18 protein-coding genes are annotated in these 19,058 nt (G+C 69.6%); 8 read left to right on the top strand and 10 right to left on the bottom strand.

Going from position 1 to position 19,058, the window contains the following annotated elements:
* Positions 1 to 75: 75 nt before the first annotated feature.
* Positions 76 to 711 carry a DUF6230 family protein gene (locus OG407_RS34825; RefSeq protein WP_365309718.1) on the bottom strand — a complete coding sequence of 212 codons (636 nt, stop codon included), beginning with the start codon at positions 709 to 711 and terminating at the stop codon, positions 76 to 78.
* 646 nt (positions 712 to 1,357) lie between these two features.
* Positions 1,358 to 2,335 carry a tetratricopeptide repeat protein gene (locus tag OG407_RS34820; RefSeq protein ID WP_405863413.1) on the bottom strand — a complete coding sequence of 326 codons (978 nt, stop codon included), beginning with the start codon at positions 2,333 to 2,335 and terminating at the stop codon, positions 1,358 to 1,360.
* Positions 2,336 to 2,549: 214 nt separating this feature from the next.
* Between OG407_RS34820 and OG407_RS34815 the strand changes: the two genes are divergently transcribed.
* Entirely contained in the window at positions 2,550 to 3,176 is a 627-nt protein-coding gene (locus OG407_RS34815) for a TetR/AcrR family transcriptional regulator (protein ID WP_405863412.1), read from the top strand.
* A gap of 496 nt (positions 3,177 to 3,672) precedes the next feature.
* On the opposite strand, the gene OG407_RS34810 is transcribed toward OG407_RS34815, so the two are convergent.
* The 4 genes from OG407_RS34810 to OG407_RS34795 all read right to left on the bottom strand — a co-directional run bounded on the left by OG407_RS34810 (position 3,673) and on the right by OG407_RS34795 (position 7,629).
* Positions 3,673 to 5,373 carry a methylmalonyl-CoA mutase gene (locus OG407_RS34810; RefSeq protein ID WP_405863411.1) on the bottom strand — a complete coding sequence of 567 codons (1,701 nt, stop codon included), beginning with the start codon at positions 5,371 to 5,373 and terminating at the stop codon, positions 3,673 to 3,675.
* An 84-nt stretch (positions 5,374 to 5,457) separates the two neighbouring features.
* A complete protein-coding gene (locus OG407_RS34805; RefSeq protein ID WP_403590711.1) occupies positions 5,458 to 5,796 on the bottom strand; it encodes a DUF3817 domain-containing protein in 339 nt (112 codons plus the stop codon).
* 67 nt (positions 5,797 to 5,863) lie between these two features.
* Entirely contained in the window at positions 5,864 to 6,373 is a 510-nt protein-coding gene (locus OG407_RS34800; RefSeq protein ID WP_405863410.1) for a MarR family winged helix-turn-helix transcriptional regulator, read from the bottom strand.
* Between the two features lie 11 nt (positions 6,374 to 6,384).
* Positions 6,385 to 7,629 (bottom strand): MFS transporter, encoded by a 1,245-nt coding sequence (locus tag OG407_RS34795; RefSeq protein WP_405863409.1) that lies wholly within the window; start codon positions 7,627 to 7,629, stop codon positions 6,385 to 6,387.
* Between the two features lie 73 nt (positions 7,630 to 7,702).
* Between OG407_RS34795 and OG407_RS34790 the strand changes: the two genes are divergently transcribed.
* Together OG407_RS34790 and OG407_RS34785 are read left to right on the top strand one after the other, a co-directional pair.
* Positions 7,703 to 8,686 carry a DUF5937 family protein gene (locus OG407_RS34790; RefSeq protein ID WP_405863408.1) on the top strand — a complete coding sequence of 328 codons (984 nt, stop codon included), beginning with the start codon at positions 7,703 to 7,705 and terminating at the stop codon, positions 8,684 to 8,686.
* 87 nt (positions 8,687 to 8,773) lie between these two features.
* The gene (locus tag OG407_RS34785; protein ID WP_405863407.1) at positions 8,774 to 9,766 is read left to right on the top strand and encodes a glycoside hydrolase family 6 protein; all 993 of its coding nucleotides are present in this window, start codon (positions 8,774 to 8,776) and stop codon (positions 9,764 to 9,766) included.
* 53 nt (positions 9,767 to 9,819) lie between these two features.
* On the opposite strand, the gene OG407_RS34780 is transcribed toward OG407_RS34785, so the two are convergent.
* Together OG407_RS34780 and OG407_RS34775 are read right to left on the bottom strand one after the other, a co-directional pair.
* Positions 9,820 to 11,775 (bottom strand): galactose oxidase-like domain-containing protein, encoded by a 1,956-nt coding sequence (locus OG407_RS34780; RefSeq protein ID WP_405863406.1) that lies wholly within the window; start codon positions 11,773 to 11,775, stop codon positions 9,820 to 9,822.
* A 3-nt stretch (positions 11,776 to 11,778) separates the two neighbouring features.
* Positions 11,779 to 13,563, bottom strand: a complete 1,785-nt coding sequence (locus tag OG407_RS34775; protein ID WP_405863405.1) for a glycosyltransferase family 2 protein — start codon at positions 13,561 to 13,563, stop codon at positions 11,779 to 11,781.
* A gap of 360 nt (positions 13,564 to 13,923) precedes the next feature.
* On the opposite strand from OG407_RS34775, the gene OG407_RS34770 reads away from it, so the two are divergent.
* Positions 13,924 to 15,027: a phosphotransferase gene (locus OG407_RS34770; RefSeq protein ID WP_405863404.1), complete on the top strand. Its 1,104-nt coding sequence runs from the start codon at positions 13,924 to 13,926 to the stop codon at positions 15,025 to 15,027.
* 387 nt (positions 15,028 to 15,414) lie between these two features.
* Here the strand turns inward: OG407_RS34770 and OG407_RS34765 are convergent, their stop codons facing one another.
* Positions 15,415 to 15,708 carry an MTH1187 family thiamine-binding protein gene (locus tag OG407_RS34765; protein WP_019060761.1) on the bottom strand — a complete coding sequence of 98 codons (294 nt, stop codon included), beginning with the start codon at positions 15,706 to 15,708 and terminating at the stop codon, positions 15,415 to 15,417.
* Positions 15,705 to 16,049: a DUF3817 domain-containing protein gene (locus tag OG407_RS34760; RefSeq protein WP_405863403.1), complete on the bottom strand. Its 345-nt coding sequence runs from the start codon at positions 16,047 to 16,049 to the stop codon at positions 15,705 to 15,707. The genes OG407_RS34765 and OG407_RS34760 overlap by 4 nt, the downstream gene beginning before the upstream one ends.
* 122 nt (positions 16,050 to 16,171) lie before the next feature.
* On the opposite strand from OG407_RS34760, the gene OG407_RS34755 reads away from it, so the two are divergent.
* The 4 genes from OG407_RS34755 to OG407_RS34740 all read left to right on the top strand — a co-directional run bounded on the left by OG407_RS34755 (position 16,172) and on the right by OG407_RS34740 (position 19,049).
* Positions 16,172 to 16,495 (top strand): DUF6191 domain-containing protein, encoded by a 324-nt coding sequence (locus OG407_RS34755; RefSeq protein WP_405863402.1) that lies wholly within the window; start codon positions 16,172 to 16,174, stop codon positions 16,493 to 16,495.
* A 475-nt stretch (positions 16,496 to 16,970) separates the two neighbouring features.
* Positions 16,971 to 17,603: an AIM24 family protein gene (locus OG407_RS34750; RefSeq protein ID WP_033285470.1), complete on the top strand. Its 633-nt coding sequence runs from the start codon at positions 16,971 to 16,973 to the stop codon at positions 17,601 to 17,603.
* A gap of 1 nt (position 17,604) precedes the next feature.
* Positions 17,605 to 18,255, top strand: coding sequence for an AIM24 family protein (locus OG407_RS34745; RefSeq protein ID WP_405863401.1), 651 nt, complete (start codon positions 17,605 to 17,607; stop codon positions 18,253 to 18,255).
* Entirely contained in the window at positions 18,252 to 19,049 is a 798-nt protein-coding gene (locus OG407_RS34740) for an AIM24 family protein (RefSeq protein ID WP_403590739.1), read from the top strand. The genes OG407_RS34745 and OG407_RS34740 overlap by 4 nt, the downstream gene beginning before the upstream one ends.
* Positions 19,050 to 19,058: the final 9 nt, after the last annotated feature.

Genomic DNA, 19,058 nt, shown 5'->3' with positions numbered 1-19,058 from the left:
GCACCTCGTGTGAAGGCGCTGGTGGAAGTGGGACGGGCGGGGGCGCCACCGGCTCCCCCGCCCGCCGTCAAGTGCCTAGTAGCACTCGTGGGTGCCGGCCGAGACCGACATCTTCAGCCCGCTGAGCTTGAAGGTTCCGGCAGTGGTGGCCCACGCCGTCTGCTTCACGTTGGTCAGCGTGGCCGACTCGGCCTGCTGCGCGAATCCGTACGGGTTGGCAGCCTCGCTGCCGCCCTTCATGCCCGGACCCTTGGTCGCGCTTCCGGCCGCCACACCGATGTCGATGTTGTGGAACACAGCGTCGGCGCTGAGGTCCTCGACGTCGATGTACAGGTTCTCGGCCTGGACCGGCGTACCGCTGCCGCCCGCCTTCAGCACAAGGCTGACGGACCCGAGCAGCGGAATGTTCGGGGTGACCACCGACTGGCACATGTTGGTGATCGACGCGGACTTGAACGCCGAGACCGCGACGGGGTGAAGCGACTTGCTGCCGTCGAGGTTGTAACCCGAGTCAAGCGCTCCGTACTGCGTGAAGCCCGTGCCGTCGAGCTGGTCGGCCGACACCTTGAACGACTGACCCGAAACACTGAACGACGCGGCGAGAGCACCCTGCGCGAGGGCCACACCTATACACGCCGTAGCGGCGACGCTGGGCACCATGACCACAGCGAAGCGCTTCCATCTCGTCCCGCCACGCACCTGGGACTCCATATTTCCTCCTTCTCGGACGTACATCTCCTGGCCCTGACTGCCCCCTATTGGCGGCTCAGCCGGGCAGGGATGGGAGAAGTGCTACGTCCTCGGGAAGGGGAGCGCCCGTCCTCGGAGGCGCGAACCGCGCACCGATCACCGGCGATCACCCCCGAGCGACAACCACTGGTCGCGCCTGACGCACATCACGCACAACCTTGCTGGACAGGCTCCGCCTGGCGGCGAAGACCCCCCTGCCCAAGAGCCGACTCCATTGTTTCCGGCTCTACTCGGTGGGGACCCAGGAGACTCCGTCGGCCCGACCGGCTGTCGGGGTACGGAATTGGACCGAGCGTCGCCGATCGTGGTGCATTCTCGCCGCCCGCACAAGGGGCTTCGTTACTGGGTAGTAACGGCCGGATAACCGAACAACGACCCGCCGGTATCGGTCGACGACGCTGGGTGTCATCGTGGGCCAGGACAAATCAGTTGACACCTGGGCGGAATCCGACAGATCAACGCCCCTGACTTACTCCAAGTAACAGCGGCCGCGATTACCAAGATTTGGTAAAGCGCGGCCGCAGTGACACTCCGTCGGCAAATCTTTCACTCCGGCAACACAGGTCACGAGGTTTACCGACTGGTCAGAACCGGCCCCGCGCCCCGCTCAGAACAGCGCCCGCGCCAGCGCCCGCCGGGCCGCCGTCACCCTGGGGTCATCGGCCCCGACGACCTCGAACAGCTCCAGCAGCCGCAGCCGTACGGCATCCCGGTCGTCACCCAGCGTGCGCCGCACGGTGTCGATCAGCCGACTGAAGGCGTCCTCGACATGACCGCCCACCAGATCCAGGTCGGCGGCGGCGATCTGCGCCGGCACGTCACCCGGCTTCTCGGCGGCCTCGGCGCGCACCCGCTGCGGGTCGAGCGTCGACACCCGCTGCAGCAACTCGGCCTGGGCGAGCCCCAGTTTGGCCTCGGAGTTGCCCGGGTCGTCGCTCAGCACGTTCTTGTACGCCTGCACGGCCCCGCCGAAGTCCCCCGCGTCCAGGGCCTGTACGGCGGCTTCGAGCAGCGCGTCGTACGGTCCCGCCGGCACCTCGGCGACGACCTCGGGCCGGTCGCCCGGCGCGGCGTCGGGGTCCACCTCCAGCCCGGTGAGACCGAAGCGCTGCTCGGCGACCTGGATCAACTGGTCGAGGGTCTCCCGGATCTGCGACTCGGCGGCGGCCCCCTGGAAGAGCGGCAGCGCCTGGCCCGCGACCACCGCGAAGACGGCCGGGATGCCCTGCACCCCGAACTGCTGCATCAGCATCTGATTGGCGTCGACGTCGATCCTGGCAAGGACGAAGCGCCCGTTGTAATCAAGCGCGAGCCGGTCCAGGAGCGGGCTCAGCTGCTTGCACGGCTCGCACCACTCGGCCCAGAAGTCGATGACGACCGGGACCTCGGTGGACCGCTGCAGGACCTCGCTCTCGAACCCCGCCTCATCTACGTCGATCACCAGGTCGGCCGGGGAGACGGCCCCGCCGCCGCCCTGCCTGGCGGTCTCGGCGCGCGCCTGCTCCGCCTTGACCTTGGCCTCCTGGGCCGCCTTCACCGCGGCGAGGTCGACGACTCCGCTCATGGACATGTTCCGTGGCTGCATGCGCCCATCCTCCCCCGTCCGCGCGTGTGAATGAAAAGCGTTGTGAAAGCCGGTCTGTCGCAAGCCAGTTGTGAGCTGTTCGGCGCCGGGTCCCCACCCCGCGCCCAGTGGTTACGCTACGACCCGTAGCGTAATAGCACAGGCCCCTTCCGGGATACAGATACCCGGTGATCTCCCTCACTGCACCACAGGAACCGCCGGTTATGGTCAAGGGATGCAGAGCAGCACTCCCGCCCCGCGCGCCGCGGGACGCCCCCGCAGCACCACCGCGGACACCGCGATCCTGGCGGCGACCCGGGAGGCCCTGGTCGAACTCGGCTGGTCCAGGCTCACGTTGGGAGACGTCGCGACGCGCGCGGGGGTTGCGAAAACGACCCTCTACCGCCGCTGGGCAGGCAAGAACGAGTTGGTCGTCGACGCGGTGGCGGAACTCTTCGACGAACTCCACCTCCCCGACCGGGGCACCCTGGCCGCCGACATCGAGGGCGTGGTCCTCCAGTTCGCGGCGATCCTGGCCCGCCCCGAGGCCAAGAGCGGCCTGATGGCGGTGGTAGCCGAGTCCATCCACGACGACGCCCTGCGCGAACGCATCCGCGAGTCGATCGTCGACCGCCAGAAACGCCTGGTCCTGGAGGGCAGAGCACGCGCCCAGGCCCGCGGCGAACTCCCCCCGGAGACCGACCCGGAGAAAGCCGCCCGCACGGCCGACCTCATCTTCGACGTGGTCGCGGGCGCGGTAGTCCACCGCACCCTGGTAAGCGCGGAACCGGCCGACGAGGAGTGGGTCCACAGCTTCACCCAGGTCCTCCTGCTAGGCCTGACCTCGCTCAACAACCCCTAGGATCCCCCGACCAAATCCGACCGCAGACACGCCCCCGGCCCACACACCCGAGGCACTACGGCCGACCACCGCGGCTCCGCCGCCCCGGCTTCGCCCACGTCCGCGGACGCCAAGCCCAACACGCACACCTGAGGCGCTGCCACCGACCGCCGACTCCCCCGTCCCGGCACACGGGGCTCGGCACGCACACCTGCGACGTTGTCATCGGTCGCCGACCTCCCCTCACCCGGCATCACCCACCTCCGCAGACGCAGAGCCCGGCACGCACATCCGCAGCGCTGCCATCGGCCACCGGCTCCCCCCGCACCCGGTATCACCCACCTCCGCAGACACCTCGCCCAGCACGCACACCTGAGGCGCTGTCATCGGCCACCGGCCACCGATTCCCCCGCCCTCGGCTTCGCCCGCCGCCGCCTCGCAGCGTCACGCACCAGGCCCGATCACCGGCGCGGATCAGGCCCCACCGATCTCCCGCGGCCTGATCCGCCGGGCAGGGCTAGAAGCCCGCAGGCTCCGTGTAAACCCCCCACTCGTCCCGCAGCACCCCGCAGATCTCCCCCAGCGTCGCCTCCGCCCGCGCAGCGTCCAGCATCGGGCCGATCATGTTCGACCCGTCCCGCGCCGCCGCGAGCATCGCGTCGAGGGCCGCCGCTACGGCCGCCTCGTCCCGTACGCCCTTGCGCGCACCCAACTCCCGGATCTGGTCCCGCTCCACCTCGTGGCTGACCCGCAGGATCTCCAGGTCGCCGGTGACGGAGCCGTGGTGGACGTTCACGCCGACGACCCGCTTGTCGCCCTTCTCCACGGACCGTTGGTACTGGAACGCGGCCTCGGCGATCTCGCCGGTGAACCAGCCGTCCTCGATGCCGCGCAGGATGCCGGAGGTGATCGGCCCGATCGGGTGCCGGCCGTCCGGGTGGGCGCGCACGCCCCGCTCCCGGATCTGCTCGAAGATCTTCTCGGCGTCCGCCTCGATGCGGTCGGTGAGCTGCTCGACGTACCACGAACCGCCCAGCGGATCCGCCACGTTGGCGACCCCGGTCTCCTCCATCAGCACCTGCTGCGTGCGCAGCGCGATCTCCGCGGCCTGCTCGCTCGGCAACGCGAGGGTCTCGTCCAGGGCGTTGGTGTGCAGCGAGTTGGTCCCGCCGAGCACGGCCGCGAGCGCCTCAACTGCCGTACGCACCACGTTGTTGTACGGCTGCTGCGCGGTCAGCGAGACGCCGGCGGTCTGGGTGTGGAAGCGCAGCCACTGGGCCTTCTCGGACTTCGCGTCGTAGACGTCCCGCATCCAGCGGGCCCAAATCCGGCGCGCCGCGCGGAACTTGGCGATCTCCTCGAAGAAGTCGACGTGCGCGTCGAAGAAGAAGGACAGGCCGGGCGCGAAGACGTCCACGTCGAGGCCTCGGGACAGGCCGAGTTCGACGTACCCGAAGCCGTCCGCGAGGGTGTACGCCAGCTCCTGCGCGGCCGTGGAGCCGGCCTCGCGGATGTGGTACCCGGAGACGGACAGCGGCTTGTAGGCGGGGATGCCGGTCGCGCAGTACTCCATGAGGTCGCCGATGAGGCGCAGGTGCGGCTCGGGCTCGAAGAGCCACTCCTTCTGGGCGATGTACTCCTTGAAGATGTCCGTCTGGAGCGTGCCGTTGAGGACGGCCGGGTCCACGCCCTGCCGCTCGGCCGCCACCAGGTACATGCAGAAGACCGGGACGGCCGGCCCGCTGATCGTCATCGACGTCGTGACGTCACCCAGCGGGATGCCCTTGAAGAGGACCTCCATGTCGGCGGCGGAGTCGATCGCGACCCCGCAGTGCCCGACCTCGCCGAGCGAGCGCGGGTCGTCGGAGTCCCGGCCCATGAGGGTCGGCATGTCGAAGGCCACCGAAAGACCCCCGCCGCCGTTGGCGAGGATCTTCTTGTACCGCTCGTTGGTCTGCTCGGCGTTCCCGAACCCGGCGAACTGCCGGATCGTCCACGTCCGCCCCCGGTAGCCCGTCGCGTACAGCCCGCGCGTGTAGGGGTACTCCCCGGGCCACCCGATCCGCTCGAAGCCGTCGTACGTGTCCCCGGGCCGGGGCCCGTACACCGGCTCTACGGCGTCCCCCGAGAGCGTGGTGAAATCGGCCTCACGCGTGCGTGCGGCGTCGAACCGGGCCTGCCAGCGTCGGCGGCCCTCTGCGATGGCGTCAGCGTCCATACTCTCGAATTTACTAGGACGTCCTAGTAAATGTCGATGGCTGACCGCCGTACGCAACTCGTACGGCGGTGGAAGCTACGGCACTCAGACCTCGGCGGCGACCGGAGTCGGCTCGGCGAAGTGACCCTCCAGCTCGTGGCTGATCTTCCGCTCGACGAAGAACGCGGCCGTCGGGATCGTCCCGGCCAGCAGCACCCAGAGCTGCTTGCCGACCGGCCACTTCGCCTTGGAGCCCAGGTCGAAGGCGAAGAGGAGGTACACGACGTACAGCCAGCCGTGCGCGATGGCGACGACCTCGGTGAAGCTCCCGGCGCCGTCGATCTTCAGGAGGTACTTGGCGATCATGCTCAGGCAGAGCAGGACCAGCAGCACACCCGTGGTGTACGCCAAAACGCGGTAGCGGGTGAACACGCTCTTTTTCATGAGGACGAGCGTAACCACCCGTTCCGGGCGATCTTTCCCCGGGTCGACCCCCGACCGGGCCCCCGGGTCACTCCTCGTCGAAGTCCTCCGCGGCGACCCTCAACGGCCGCAGTATCGCGAAGATCTCCCCGCACTCCTCGGCGTCGTAGGCACCGAGACCGAAGTCCATCCCCATCAGGTCGCGGGTGGCCGCGTCGCAGACCTCGCGGCCCTTGTCGGTGATGGAGGCGAGGGTGCCGCGGCCGTCGTTGGGGTTGGGGCGCTTGGCGACGAGGCCGGACCTGACCAGGCGGTCCACGGTGTTCGTCACGGACGTGGGGTGCACCATGAGCCGCTCGCCGATCTTCGACATCGGCAGCTCGCCCGCCTTGGAGAAGGTGAGCAGCACGAGTGCCTCGTAGCGCGCGAAGGTCAGTCCGTACGGCTTGACGACCGAGTCGACCTCGGCGAGCAGGATCTGCTGCGCCCGCATGATCGAGGTGATGGCGGCCATGGACGGCACGTTTCCCCAGCGCTGTTTCCAGTGTTCGTCGGCACGGGCGATGGGGTCGAAAGGAAGACTGAGCGGCTTCGGCACGGCACCAGACCTTACCGGCCGGTCACATCGTGGTCAGCCCCGTCTCGCCCATCGGTCCTGCGGGCCTCCACGGCGAGCAGGGCGCAGCAGACCGTGCCGAGCACCCCGGCTCCCACGACCGCCCCGCGCACCCCGGCGAACTCGGCGGCCACACCGGCCAGGGCCATGCCGACGCCCTGGATGGTCATCAGTCCGGCGGTGAGCAGGGTCATGGCCCGGCCGCGCAGGTCCTCGGGCACGTCCCGGACGAACCACTGGTCGAGGCCCAGTGTGTACGCGGACCCGGCGCCCGCGACCACCAGCAGCACCAGTGAGAGGGCCAGGCCGGGCCGGCAGGCGTAGCCGAGGTAGGGCAGCAGGGTGCAGCAGACCAGTGGAAGGGCGATCCGCGACCGGGTGGCGGGGCGCAGCCGGGAGCCGGCGTACAGCTCGCCGGCGATGGTGCCGACGGGCAGGGCGCACATCAGCAGCCCGAGCCCGGTCGAACCGGCGCCGAGTTCGGCCGCGTAGGGGGCGGCGAGGGCCTCGGGGGCGACGGAGAACATCGCCGGGAGCCAGAACAGCAGGAGCAGCGCCCGCACCCGGCGGTCGGCGAGGACCTGCCGGGCGCCCTTGAGGGAGTCGGCGAGCAGGGCGCCCCCGCCGCTCGCCCGGGCGGGGCGGCGCCGGGTGCCGAGGCGCAACAGCGCGGCGGAGGTGAGGAAGGTGCCCACGGTGATCAGCAGGGCGTGGCGCGGCGAGACCACGGTGAGCAGCAGGCCGCCGAGTCCGTATCCGACGAGCAGCGCGCTCTGCGACACGATCCGCAGCAGTGAGCGGCCGAGCACGAAGAGGTCGCCGTCGCCGAGGACGTCGACGAGCGTGGCCATCCGGGTGCCGGCGAAGACCGGTGAGACGACGGCGAGGGCGCAGCGGAGCAGCAGAAGTACGGCGATGCCGGTGCCGGGCGTCACCATCGCCGCGACGCATGCCGCGCACACCAGGTCGCAGACCACGAGCACCCGTCGGGCCGGGTACCGGTCGGCGACCCCGGCGAGGAGCGTCCCGCCGATCAGGTACGGCAGGAAGCCCACCGCGAAGGCGAGCGCGCTCATCAGGGGCGAGCCGGTGAGGTCGTAGACGAGGACGGAGAGGGCGATCTCGGTGACGACCACGCCTAGGAGGGAGAGCGCGTGCGCGGCGAAGACGACGCGGAACTCGGGGACGGCGAGGACACGGCGGTAGCCGGTGGGCCGCGCGGGAGGGGCTTGGAGCATGGGCAGCAGCGTGCCCACCGACGCCCCGGCGTCCTAGAGTTTCGGACAGGGCCGAATCTTCTGGGGGTGGGGCATGCCGTCGCGGCTGTATTTCGGGGAGGCCGACTTCCTCAGGTGCCGGTTCGCGGTGTCGCCGCTGTGGGAGACGCAGGAGGTGGTGCGGACGCTCAAGCGGCCCGAGCGGCAGGGTTATCACGCGCCCTGGCTGCGGCGGACCGGTGCGGCGGCGGCCGGTCTCGATCTCGCGCCGCTGTGGCTGCTGATGCCGCGGACCGGGCACTGTCCCGACTGGCTGTGTCCGCCGCCGATCGGACCCTCGGCCACCTTCGAGGAGGAGATCGCCGCCGTTCGCGCGGCCGATCCGGCGCAGGCCCGGGAGGACACGGCCCGGTCGCTGGCGGACACCCCGGGCGCGCTGGAGTCCGCGCGCGGCCGGGCCTGGCTGCGTGAACCCGCCCGCATGATCGAGGAGTTGGCGGACGCGATGGAGGCCGTCTGGCACACCCTGGTCGCGCCGGACTGGCCGCGGCTGCGCGCCCTGCTGGAGGCGGACATCGCCTTCCACTCGCGTCGGCTCGCCGAGGTCGGGCTCGGCGTGCTGCTCCCGGAGATCAGCCGGGACTGCGGCTGGGACGCCGGGACGCTGACCGTGAGCTTCCGGGGCGAGCACGAGCGCCGGCTCGGTGGTCAGGGCCTGGTGCTGCTGCCGAGCGTCTTCATCTGGCCGAACGTGGTGAGCACCTTCGAGCACCCCTGGCAGCCCACCCTCGCCTACCCGGCGCGAGGCATCGGCGCCCTGTGGACCGAGCCCGCCGACCACACACCGGACGTGCTGCTACGGCTGCTGGGGCGCGGCCGGGCCGCCGTGCTGGTCGCGCTCGACGAACCCGCCTCCACGACCGTCCTCGCCCACCGCCTCCGCCTCGCACCCTCGTCGGTGTCCGCGCATCTGACGGTGCTGCGCGACGCGGGCCTGCTCACGGCGCGACGCTACGGCCATCAGGTGCTCTACGAACGGACACCGCTGGGGATCGCGCTGGCCTCGGGCGGCGGCTGACCGGCGCGCCAGGGCCGGGCAGGGTGACGGATCGTCCACAATCACTGATGAATCGTCCCGTATTGTCCCCTCGCGCAAGGGAGCAGCATGTCCCGGCTGATCCGCACGTTCGCGGCGCTCACGGTCCTCGGCCTCGCGGTGGGCTGTTCGTCCGCGTCCGACGTCGACGAGGCCTCCGTCGCCGGTGCCCGGTCCAAGGGGCCGATGGGCGACATGACCTTCTGGGTCGACCCGGCGAGCCCGGCGGCCGAGCAGATCCAGATGTGGGAGCGGGAGGGCCGCAAGCAGGACGCCACGCTCCTCAAGCGGATCGCCGACGAGCCGACCGCGCTGTGGCCGGCCGGTGAGATCGACCCCGGCCCGGTGATCAGGGCGGCGACCGCGGCCGCGCGCCAGGAGGGTCGTACGGCGGTCTTCGTGGCGTACGACATTCCGCACCGCGACTGCGGCCAGCACTCGGCCGGCGGGGCCGGGGACGCCGATGCCTACCGGGCGTGGATCGGGAAGTTCGCCGATGCGCTGGGGGATTCCAAGGCACTCGTCGTGCTCGAACCAGACGCCGTCGCGCACATGGTGGACGGCTGCACGCCCGGCGAATACCAGGGCGAGCGGGAGCGGTTGCTGAGCGAGGCGGTCGTCCGGCTGAAGCAGCAGTCGGGGACGAGGGTGTATCTCGACGCGGGCAACCCGGCCTGGATCAGGGACCCTTGGCAGCTCGTGGAGCCGTTGAAGCGGGCCGGGGTCGAGGAGGCGGACGGTTTCTCGCTCAACGTGTCCAACTTCCAGACGGACGCGGTGACGAAGAAGTACGGCGTCCAGCTGTCGCGGAACCTCGGCGGCAAGCACTTCGTCGTCGACACCAGCCGCAACGGCAACGGGCCGCTGGCCGGCGCCTGGTGCAATCCGCCGGGCCGCGGCCTGGGCACCCGGCCGACCACCGACACCGGCGAGCAGTCGCTGGACGCCTACCTGTGGATCAAGCGGCCCGGCGCCTCGGACGGCACCTGTGAGGGCGGTCCCGACGCCGGGCAGTGGTGGCCGGAGTACGCCTTGGAGCTGGCACGCAACTCCAAGGCGTAGCAAGGCACTTCAGTTCGCCTTCTTCAGTTCGCTTCAGTTCGGGGCGGTCAACTTCACTGCACCTGGATCCACTTGGCCTCCGACGGCGTGCCCTGCGCGTCCGTCACGAAGAGCATGTACCAGCCGGGCGGCACCAGGGCCCGGTCGTTCGGTACGTCCACGGTCACCGACTTGCCGTCCTTGACGAGGCCGAGCTCGATGGAGCGCTGCTCGACGTCCGTCGTGTGCGTGACCGAACTCGGGCGCATCAGACGGGCCTTGACGACGCGTTCGGGGTGGTCGGTGCGGAAGGTCGCGCGGTGGTGCCGGTCCAGGGTCTCCGGACCGTCCTGCAGTACGGGCCTGTTGGTGCCGTTCTTGTGCAGCGCGGGCGGGGTGAAGATCTCCATGCGCTGCTCGAAGTGGCCCAGTTTGGTGTTGGCCTGGTCGTCGAAGAGCGGGTCGGAGCCGAACGTGACGACCCGGCCGTCGGGCAACAGCAGTGCCTCGGAGTGGTAGTTGCGGCCGACCATCGGGGCGGCGGCCTCGCGGAAGGCGTTGCCCTTCGGGTCGTAGAACTGCGCCTTGAAGATGTTGCTGGCGCTGCGGCCGCGGTAGTCCGAGGAGCCGTTGGTGGTGAAGACCGAGTCGTCCGGCATGATCACGCTGTTCAAGTACCGGGTGCCCTGCGGGAGATCGGGGCCGTCCTTGAAGACGGGGCTGTCCTGCTTGAGGTCGACGACGGCGGTGCGCGGGGTCGACTTCTTGGACTCGCCGACGCCTCCGCCGCCGAGGATCATCACCTTCTGGTCCTGGGCGGGCGGCAGGAGGAGCGAGGACGAGGTCTCGGTCTCCTCGGGGTCGCGCAGCCCGGCGACCTTGGTGAACTTGTTGGTCTTCAGGTCCCAAAGTCCGGGCTCACGGCCCTTGTTGGCGGGTCCGTAGCCGGCGTTGGAGGCCGGGTAGAAGAGCTTGCCGCCCTTGGTGAGGAAGAGGGCCGGGTAGGTGGGGAAGTAGCGCTTGGGGCCCGGGGTCCACTTCTTGGTCTTCGGGTCGTAGATCTCGTTGTCGCCCTGGTCGATGACGCCGACGTCGTCGAGCCCGGAGACGGCGAGGACGCGACCGTCGTCGAGGCCGACGAGGGTCGGGTACCAGCGGGCCTTCTCCATCGGGTCGACGGGGATGTACCGCTCGGCCTTCGGGTCGAACTCGTAGGCGGCGCGGATGCCTTGGTAGTCCTGCTTCTCCAGCGTGATCTTCTCGGAGAGGCCGTACGTGTTGTTCGCGTCCTTGCCCTTGAGGCCGACGATGTCGTACTGGGCCTGGTTCTCGGTGACCGACATCGGGCCCGCCTCGGCGGCCTCGACGAAGACGCGGACCTCGCTGGCGGTGACCTTGGTCTGCCAGGGCTGCATCACACCGCGGGCGTTGTACGTGACCTTGAACTCGCGCTTGGCCTTGGGGACGGTGACGTCGAACTTGGTCATGTAGTCGACGCCGGCCGGTGAGCGGAAGACGGTGCCCTTCTTCAGGAACATCGCCTTGTTGGGGCTCTCGTTCTTGACGCGCATACCGCCGCCGGCCCGCTTGACCTCGCCGTCGAGGCGTTCGTAGCGGGCGGTGCCGCCGGCCACCAGCAGGTTGCCGCTGGGGAGTTGGCTGTGTCCGCCGCAGAAGAAGTCGACCGGGGTCGGGATCTTCTTGAAGGTGTCGGCCTTCGGGTCCCACAGCACGGTGTCGAAGGACCCGGCGTTGAACTTCTTCTGCTCGTTGCCGGAGCCCGCCACGATCAGCACCTTGCCGGTGTGCAGCAGCGAGGCGTGGATGGCGTTGGTCCGGTACTCCTTCGGGATGTCGATCTGGTCCCAGGAGCCGTACTTGGCCATGTATCCGGGCCGGGTGATCTTGTACTCGTGGTACTGCTCGCCGGCGAAGTCGAGGGCGGCCGGGGCGTTGAGACCGGCCAGGACGGCGACGCCGCCGATGCCGAGGACGGTCTTCCTGGTTTTCTGGGACGGCTGGAAGGCCATGGTCTAGTTGCCCCCTGTCGTGGTGCTGGAGACGGACGGACCGGCCCCGGTGGTGGCGAGCGCGGGCTCGGCGGTGTCGAGGGTGCGCGCGCCGCCGAGCAACGACCGGCGTTCCCGGCGCTCCTTGATCAGCGAGCCGACCCAAACCCCCAGCGGCGCAAGGGAGATGACCATCGCGAGGACCGCCCAGGTGCGCATGGCCGCGTGGGTGTGATCGAGGACGACGGAGGCGGCCAGCGAGGTCGCCAGGAGGATCGCCCAGAAGAGATGGATACGGAAGGTCATCACCCGGTCCGGGCTGGCGTCACCGCCCTTGGGCGTGACGACGAACCGGCTCGGCCGACGGATCAGCGCCTCACCGAAGGACTTCAGATAGATGGGCGCGGAGAGCGCCGACATCGCCATGCCGGCCAGCCCGCCCGACCCTTCGGGTTCGTGCGGGGAGACGTTGTGCCGCCGGTTCCACAGATACAGCCCGATCTGAAGCGCCGCGGCATCGCTGTAGAGCATCAGCCACACCGACGCGGCGACCTGCGTACCGGACGCCCCGAACCACAGGAACAGGAAGCAACTCATGATGCCCAGCAGCCAGTTGACGGCGGTCATCGGGTAGTAGACGAGCATCATCGTGTACGAGAACAGCCGCCCCGGAGGCATCGTGAACGGCGCCTTCCAGTACTGCTTGATCAGCGTCTCGTACGTCCCGCGCGACCACCGCATCTGCTGCGTGAAGAAGTCGGTCCAGGAGGCCGGCCCCTCTCCGACGGCGAGCACGTCGGGCGTGTAGACGGACCGCCAGTGCGTACGGGTCAACGGGTTGCGGTGCCGATGCAGCTCGAACCCGGTGGCCATGTCCTCGGTGATGGAGTCGTAGAGCCCGCCGATCTGCTTGACGGCGGCCATCCGTACGACGTTGTTGGTGCCGACGAACATGGGGGCGCGGTAGCGGTTCCCGGCGCGCTGGATCAGCGCGTGGAAGAGGAACTGCTGCGACTCGGCGGCCTTGGTGACGGGGTTGTGGTAATTCCCGTACACCTGCGGTCCTACGACGAAGGCGACGTCCGGGTCGCGGAAGTAACCCATCATCCGCTCAAGGAAGTTGGGGAGCGGCACGTGGTCGGTGTCGACGGAGGCGAAGAACTCGTAGTCGCCGCCGTGCATGGCGATCCAGGCGTTGTAATTCCCGTGCTTCGTACGGGCCTTGTGGACGCCCTTGGGGCGGTTCCACTCGGGAACTCCGTGCCGCGTGAAGTGCCGTACGCCCAACTCGGCGCACAGGGCCTTGGCTTGCTCGTCGTCACCTTCGTCGAGGAGCCAGACGTCGACAGGTCCGGTGTGGGTGACGTTCACCGCGCCTTCGAGAGTCGCGCGGACCATGGAGAGGGGTTCCTTGCCCGGGACGTACGTCGTGAGGAAGGCGACGCGGGTGCCGGGGGCGGGGACGACGGGGATCGGGTCGCGGGCGACCAGCGTGGCGTGGGCGACGGAGGCGACGTTGACGACCATGAACAGCTCGATGAGCCCGATGGCTATCAGCATCGTGACGTCGAGCCCGACCATCCACTCCTGACCGCCCTCGCGTTCGACCCAGTGGGAGGGCCAGACGAGATAGACGAGCAGGGCGGCGGTGAGCACCGGGGCGAGGCTCATCAGGAGGACAGCGCGTATTCGGTGGGGCTCGCGCGAGAGGAGCGAGGTGTACTGCACCTGGTACGACGCACCGGACGGCTCGGTGAGCGGTCCGGCCAGTCGGCTGTAGGTGTCGTAGTCGTAGCCCTCCGGCCGCACAGCGCCCTCCAATGATTGAGGAGTGATCGAAGCCCGGGGAGCGAGGAACCGTGGAGTCCGAGTGGAGACCGTGGAACCGAAGATCGACCGGGCCGATACCCACACACAAGTGGAGATATGGGGGCGTGTCGAACTGGGTGCGTCCAGGTGGGTGGGGAGTTGACTCCGGCGGCGGAACGGGGGCCTCCGGCGGTTGGGCGGGGGGCGGGGTGGAGTTGGGGTGCGGGGGCGAGGGCGGGAGATGGAGCGGGGTGCGGGAGCGGCTCGGGGTGCGAGGGCGGGAGATGGAGCGGGGTGCGGGAGCGGCTCGGCGGGAATGCCCCGGTCGTGATTCTCAGCTGCTTCCTGGGAGGTACCCGTATGCACGACACCGCCGATCTCGTCGCCGAGACCTATGCGCTCGGCCCCGGCCCCTGGATGTTGACGCCCGTCACCCGGGGCGCGCTGGGGCAGATCTGGAAGCTGTCCGGCGACGGCTCGGGGTCGGGCTCCTCGTGGGCGGTCAAGGAACTCCTCTTCGGCTGCGACGAGGAGCAGGTCTGCCGGGAGGCCGCGTTACGGGAGGCCTCGGAGCGGCTGGGCATCGCGTCGCCGCGGCTGCTGGCCAATCGGGAGGGGGCGCATGTCTCCCATCTGGACCCTGGCTCTGTCTCTGACTCCGGCTCCGGCTCCGGCTCTGGTGCTGGCTCTGGTGCTGGCTCTGGTGCTGGCTCTGGCTCTGGCTCTGGCTCTGGCTCTGGTTCTGGTTCTGGTATTTCCGCCGGCTCCCACATCAAGCTGTACGACTGGATCGACGGCGCCCCCGCGGACGTGTCCGACTCGGACGTCCTGGACTGGTTCGGGCGGACCATGGCGCTGCTGCACCGGGCGGGCGAGGGCGAGAGTGCGATGCCGTCCGCCTGGTACGAGCGGTGCCCGGGGGACGACGAGTGGGCGGCGCTGCACGCGGAGGTCCGGCGGGCGGGGATGCCGTGGGCGGACGAGCTGGGCCGCTTCATCACCACGCCCGCAAGGGAGTTGGCGTACTGGGTGACTCCGTCCGACCCCGGCGACCTGGTGACGTCCCACCTCGACCTGCAACCCCAGAACGTCCTGGTCGGCCGGGACGGTCCCGTCCTCCTCGACTGGGACAACGCCGGATCCGCTTCTGCGGAACGGGAGTTGGCCCGCGCCCTGTTCGTGTGGTCGGGCGGGAACGAGGGGGATGTGGAGGCGGGCGTGCGGGTGGCACGGGCGTATCGGAGTGCCGGGGGGCGTGCGGTCGTACAGGGTCCGCAGTCGTTCTCGATGCTTTTCGCTACCGCGCTGAACTACGTGCGGGTGCAGGCCGAGTGCGCGATCGACCCGGCGGTGACGGCCGCGCAGAGGGAGTTCGCGAGCGGGCAGGTCGTCGCGGCGCTGGGGTGGGTGCCGGAGTTGGGGGCGGTGTCGCGGTTGAGTGCGGCGGTGGGGCGGGCGGGGTGATCGAGTGCGGGGCGGTGGAGGGGAGTTGGGGGTGACGGTTCTGGTGTCGGCGTGAGGCGCGGGTGGATGGGCTGACGCCGAGTGAGGTCCTGGTGGCGGTAGGGCAAGGTCTCAAGTCCTGGTTCCCTCAGCCCTCCTGACTTCGGGGGCACAGGGGCCGCAGTGTCCCGCGCCGGGGAGGGCGGGACGGGCCGGAGTGGCTCGACTGATATGTCCACAAGCTCGCCGGCTACGAAGCGAGCCCGCCCGTCGCCGACCTCGCGTCGGCTGTGGCCTACCTTCGGCGCGAGCGGGCGGTGACGCTCGGCGCGGTGCGGCGGCACGGGTGGGGGCTCGTTGCTAGCTCCTCCGACCTCCCTGACCCGCCCCCGCCGGACAGCACCCCCGCTACTCCGCCAGATGTCGTTCGACCGTCTCCACCTTGGATGTGAGGCCGTCCGTCACGCCGGGGCGGATGTCTGCCTTGAGGACGACGGAGACGCGTGGGGCGCGGGCCTCGACGGCGGCGACGGCGCGCTTGACCACGTCCATCACCTCGTCCCACTCGCCCTCGATGGACGTGAACATCGCGTCGGTGCGGTTGGGCAGGCCGGACTCGCGGACCACGCGGACGGCGTCGGCGACGTACTCCCCCACGTCCTCGCCGACACCGAGGGGCGTCACGGAGAAGGCGACGATCATGCGCTCACGACCCCTTCCTGGCGGGCGCGGGAGGCGATGACCGCGTTCTCGGCCTCGCGCTTGAGCTTGCGCTCGGCGAAGAAACCGCCGGTGGGCAGGACGGAGAGGATGAAGTAGAAGGCGGCGGTCTTGGCGCCCCACTTCGTGCGGTTCCAGGCGTCGGCCCAGAAGAGGACGTAGAGGATGAAGAGGACGGCATGGACAATGCCCATCACGGGCACCGCGTTGAAGTCCGTGGTCCGCTTCAGCACCGAGCAGACGAGCAGTACGAGGAAGGACACGGCCTCGGGGGCCGATACCAGGCGGAGACGGCGGAGGGCGGTGGCGGTCTTGATGTCCACGGGTCACCTTCGGTGAGGGAGACGTCCACAGTTTGTGAACGCGAGCACAAACGTTCACCCATTGTGGCAAACGGCTGAGTCAGCCGAGACTGGGGGTCCGTAGCCGAGCCCCGGGAGTGCCCGTGCAGTTCGTTTTCTTCATGACGCTGCCCGGGCTGGTGGTCCTGCTGACCGCGCTCGCGTTCCTCGACCAGCTGCTCCTGAAGATGGGCCGCGCCGGAATGCTCCCCTGGCGGAACTCCGGTCGGCAGGGCCAGATATCCGCGACCGGCTTCGAGCAACTGCACGCGAGCCTGTCCCCGGGCAAGCAGACCGAGCTGAAGGAACGCCAGAGCGCGCTGGTCATGCGGGACGACGAGGAGGACGGGGCGCCGCCGTGGTCGACCGTCGACCTCCGCGCGGGCACGGCCGTCATCCGGCTGAACAGGCCCCGCGACACGGCGTAGCGCCGGGCGACGACGTCGTACTACGGCACGGCGATACGCGGGAGTACGGCCCGACGACGCCCGCGAGCACCGCACGGCGGCACGAGGGAGCACCGCACGGCGGAAGGCGGGAGCACCGTGCGACGGCAGGCGGGAGCATCGCGCGGCGACACGCCTTGGGCACATCCTGGCGGCACGCCTTGCGCACACCCTGGGGCCATCCCGCAGCACACCCTGGGGCCTCCCCGCAGCACTCCCTGAGGGCACCCCGGCTCCGACCCTGTAACGAAACCCCAGGTCTGTCCTGGGTCGCCCCACGGCAGACCTTGGGCCCACCCCGATTCCGCGCCCCCGCCCGCACAGACCGCGGCCGACCACTCCCCCGCCCCGCCCAGAGTTCACCCCCGGCTCCGCCCTAGGGGCCAGGTCAGGGTCGTTCTCCACCCACGGGCCCTGTCCTCGACCGCGTCCCTGCGGTTACCTTCGCAGCGTGGCGATGTTTCGGCTCCAGGGCAGCAAGGTGCTCGCCGTCGACATGACCGGGGACGCCGTGAAGGCGAAGAACGGCTCGATGGTCGCGTACGACGGGCAGATGGCCTTCAAGAAGATGACCGGCGGCGGTGAGGGCATCCGGGGGATGGTGACCCGGCGGCTCACCGGTGAGCAGATGACGGTGATGGAGGTGAGGGGGCAGGGGACGTGCTGGTTCGCGGACCGGGCCTCCGAGATCAACCTCGTGAATCTCCAGGGGGACAAGCTGTACGTCGAGTCGAGCAACCTGCTGGTGACCGACGCGGGGCTGCGGACGGGGACCACGTTCACCGGCCTGCGCGGCGCCTCGCAGGGAAACGGGCTGTTCACGACGACCGTCGAGGGCCACGGCCAGGCGGCGATCATGTCGGACGGTCCGGCGGTGGTGCTGCGGGTCAGCCGGCAGTACCCGCTGACCGTCGACCCGGGCGCGTACATCGCGCACCAGGGGAACCTCCAGCAGTCCTTCCAGTCCGGTGTGACCTTCCGCACGTTCTTCGGGGAGGGCGGCGGCGAGGCCTTCCAGATCCGCTTCGAGGGCGACGGGCTCGTCTACGTCCAGCCCAGCGAGCGGAACACGATCGCGGGGGACGTGTGACATGGCGTTCACCGAGATCAACTCGAAGATGATCCAGGCCACGGTCATGCCGGGCCAGCGGCTGTTCAGTCAGCGCGGCGCGATGCTCGCCTACAAGGGCGACGTCTCCTTCACCCCCAACATCCAGGGCGGCCAGGGCGGCGTCATGTCGATGCTCGGACGCCGGGTGGCGAACGAGGCGCCCCCCCTGATGACCGTCGAGGGCAGCGGCACCGTGATGTTCGGTCACGGCGGCCACCACATCCAGATCATCAACCTCACCGGCGACACCCTCTACGTGGAGGCCGACCGCCTCCTCGCCTTCGAGGGCACCCTCCGGCAGGGCACGATGTTCATGGGCTCCCAGGGCGGCGTCATGGGCATGGTCCGCGGCCAGGTCACCGGCCAGGGCCTGTTCACGACCACCCTCCAGGGACAGGGCTCGGTCGCCGTGATGGCCCACGGCGGTGTCTTCGAGGTCCCGATCACCCCAGGGCGCCCCGTCCATGTCGACCCGCAGGCCTACGTCGCCCACCACGGCGACGTACGCAACAAGCTGTCCACGGCGCTCGGTTGGCGCGACATGGTGGGCCGGGGCTCCGGCGAGGCGTTCCAGCTGGAGCTGAGCGGCAGCGGCGCGGTGTACGTCCAGGCGTCGGAGGAGAAGCTGTGAGCCAGTACGCGGGGTCCGGCCCCACGATCTACGACCCGATGACCCTCCCGGTCGACGACAACGTCAACAAGTACACCTTCTGCGTGGAGCTCAAGGGGAGCCAGTGGTTCCTGCAGAAGGGGAAGATGATCGCCTACTACGGCTCGATGGAGTTCAACGGCATCGGGCACGGGCGACTCGACCGACTTGTCCGTACGTCCTTCCATTCGCCTCTGCACGCGAGCGACTGGGTCGTGGCGGACGGCTCGGGCAAGATGCTGCTCGCCGACCGGGCCTTCGACGTCAACGCGTACGACCTCGAAGACGCCAACATGACCATTCGCTCGGGCAACCTGCTCGCTTTTCAGCCAAGTCTCGCTCTCAAGCAGTCGATTGTTCCCGGCTTTCTGACACTCATCGGAACCGGAAAGATCGTGGCCGCGTCGAGCGGCCCGGTGGTGTTCATGGAACCCCCGATCCGGGTGGACCCGCAGGCCCTCGTCGGCTGGGCCGACTGCCCCTCCCCCTGCCATCACTACGACCACGCGTACATGACCGGCCTGATGGGCGGTCTACGTGCGATGACGGGCATCGGCGGGGCATCCGGGGAGGAGCACCAGTTCGAGTTCGTCGGGGCGGGCACGGTGCTGCTCCAGTCGTCGGAGAACCTGATGCCCGAGCAGGCCACAGGGGGTGTGCCGCACGAGCCGGGGGTACCGGGCGGGGGCGGGGTTCCCACAGGTCCCTCACAGCAGGCGGGGGCACCGCGCCTTCCCGGACAGCTGGGGGACCTCCAGCGTCGCTTCGGGCTGTGAGCGGTAGTC

It is taken from the genome of Streptomyces sp. NBC_01515 (assembly GCF_045040345.1).
Classification (GTDB): Bacteria; Actinomycetota; Actinomycetes; order Streptomycetales; family Streptomycetaceae; genus Streptomyces.
This window is presented reverse-complemented; position numbering and strand designations above follow the sequence as displayed.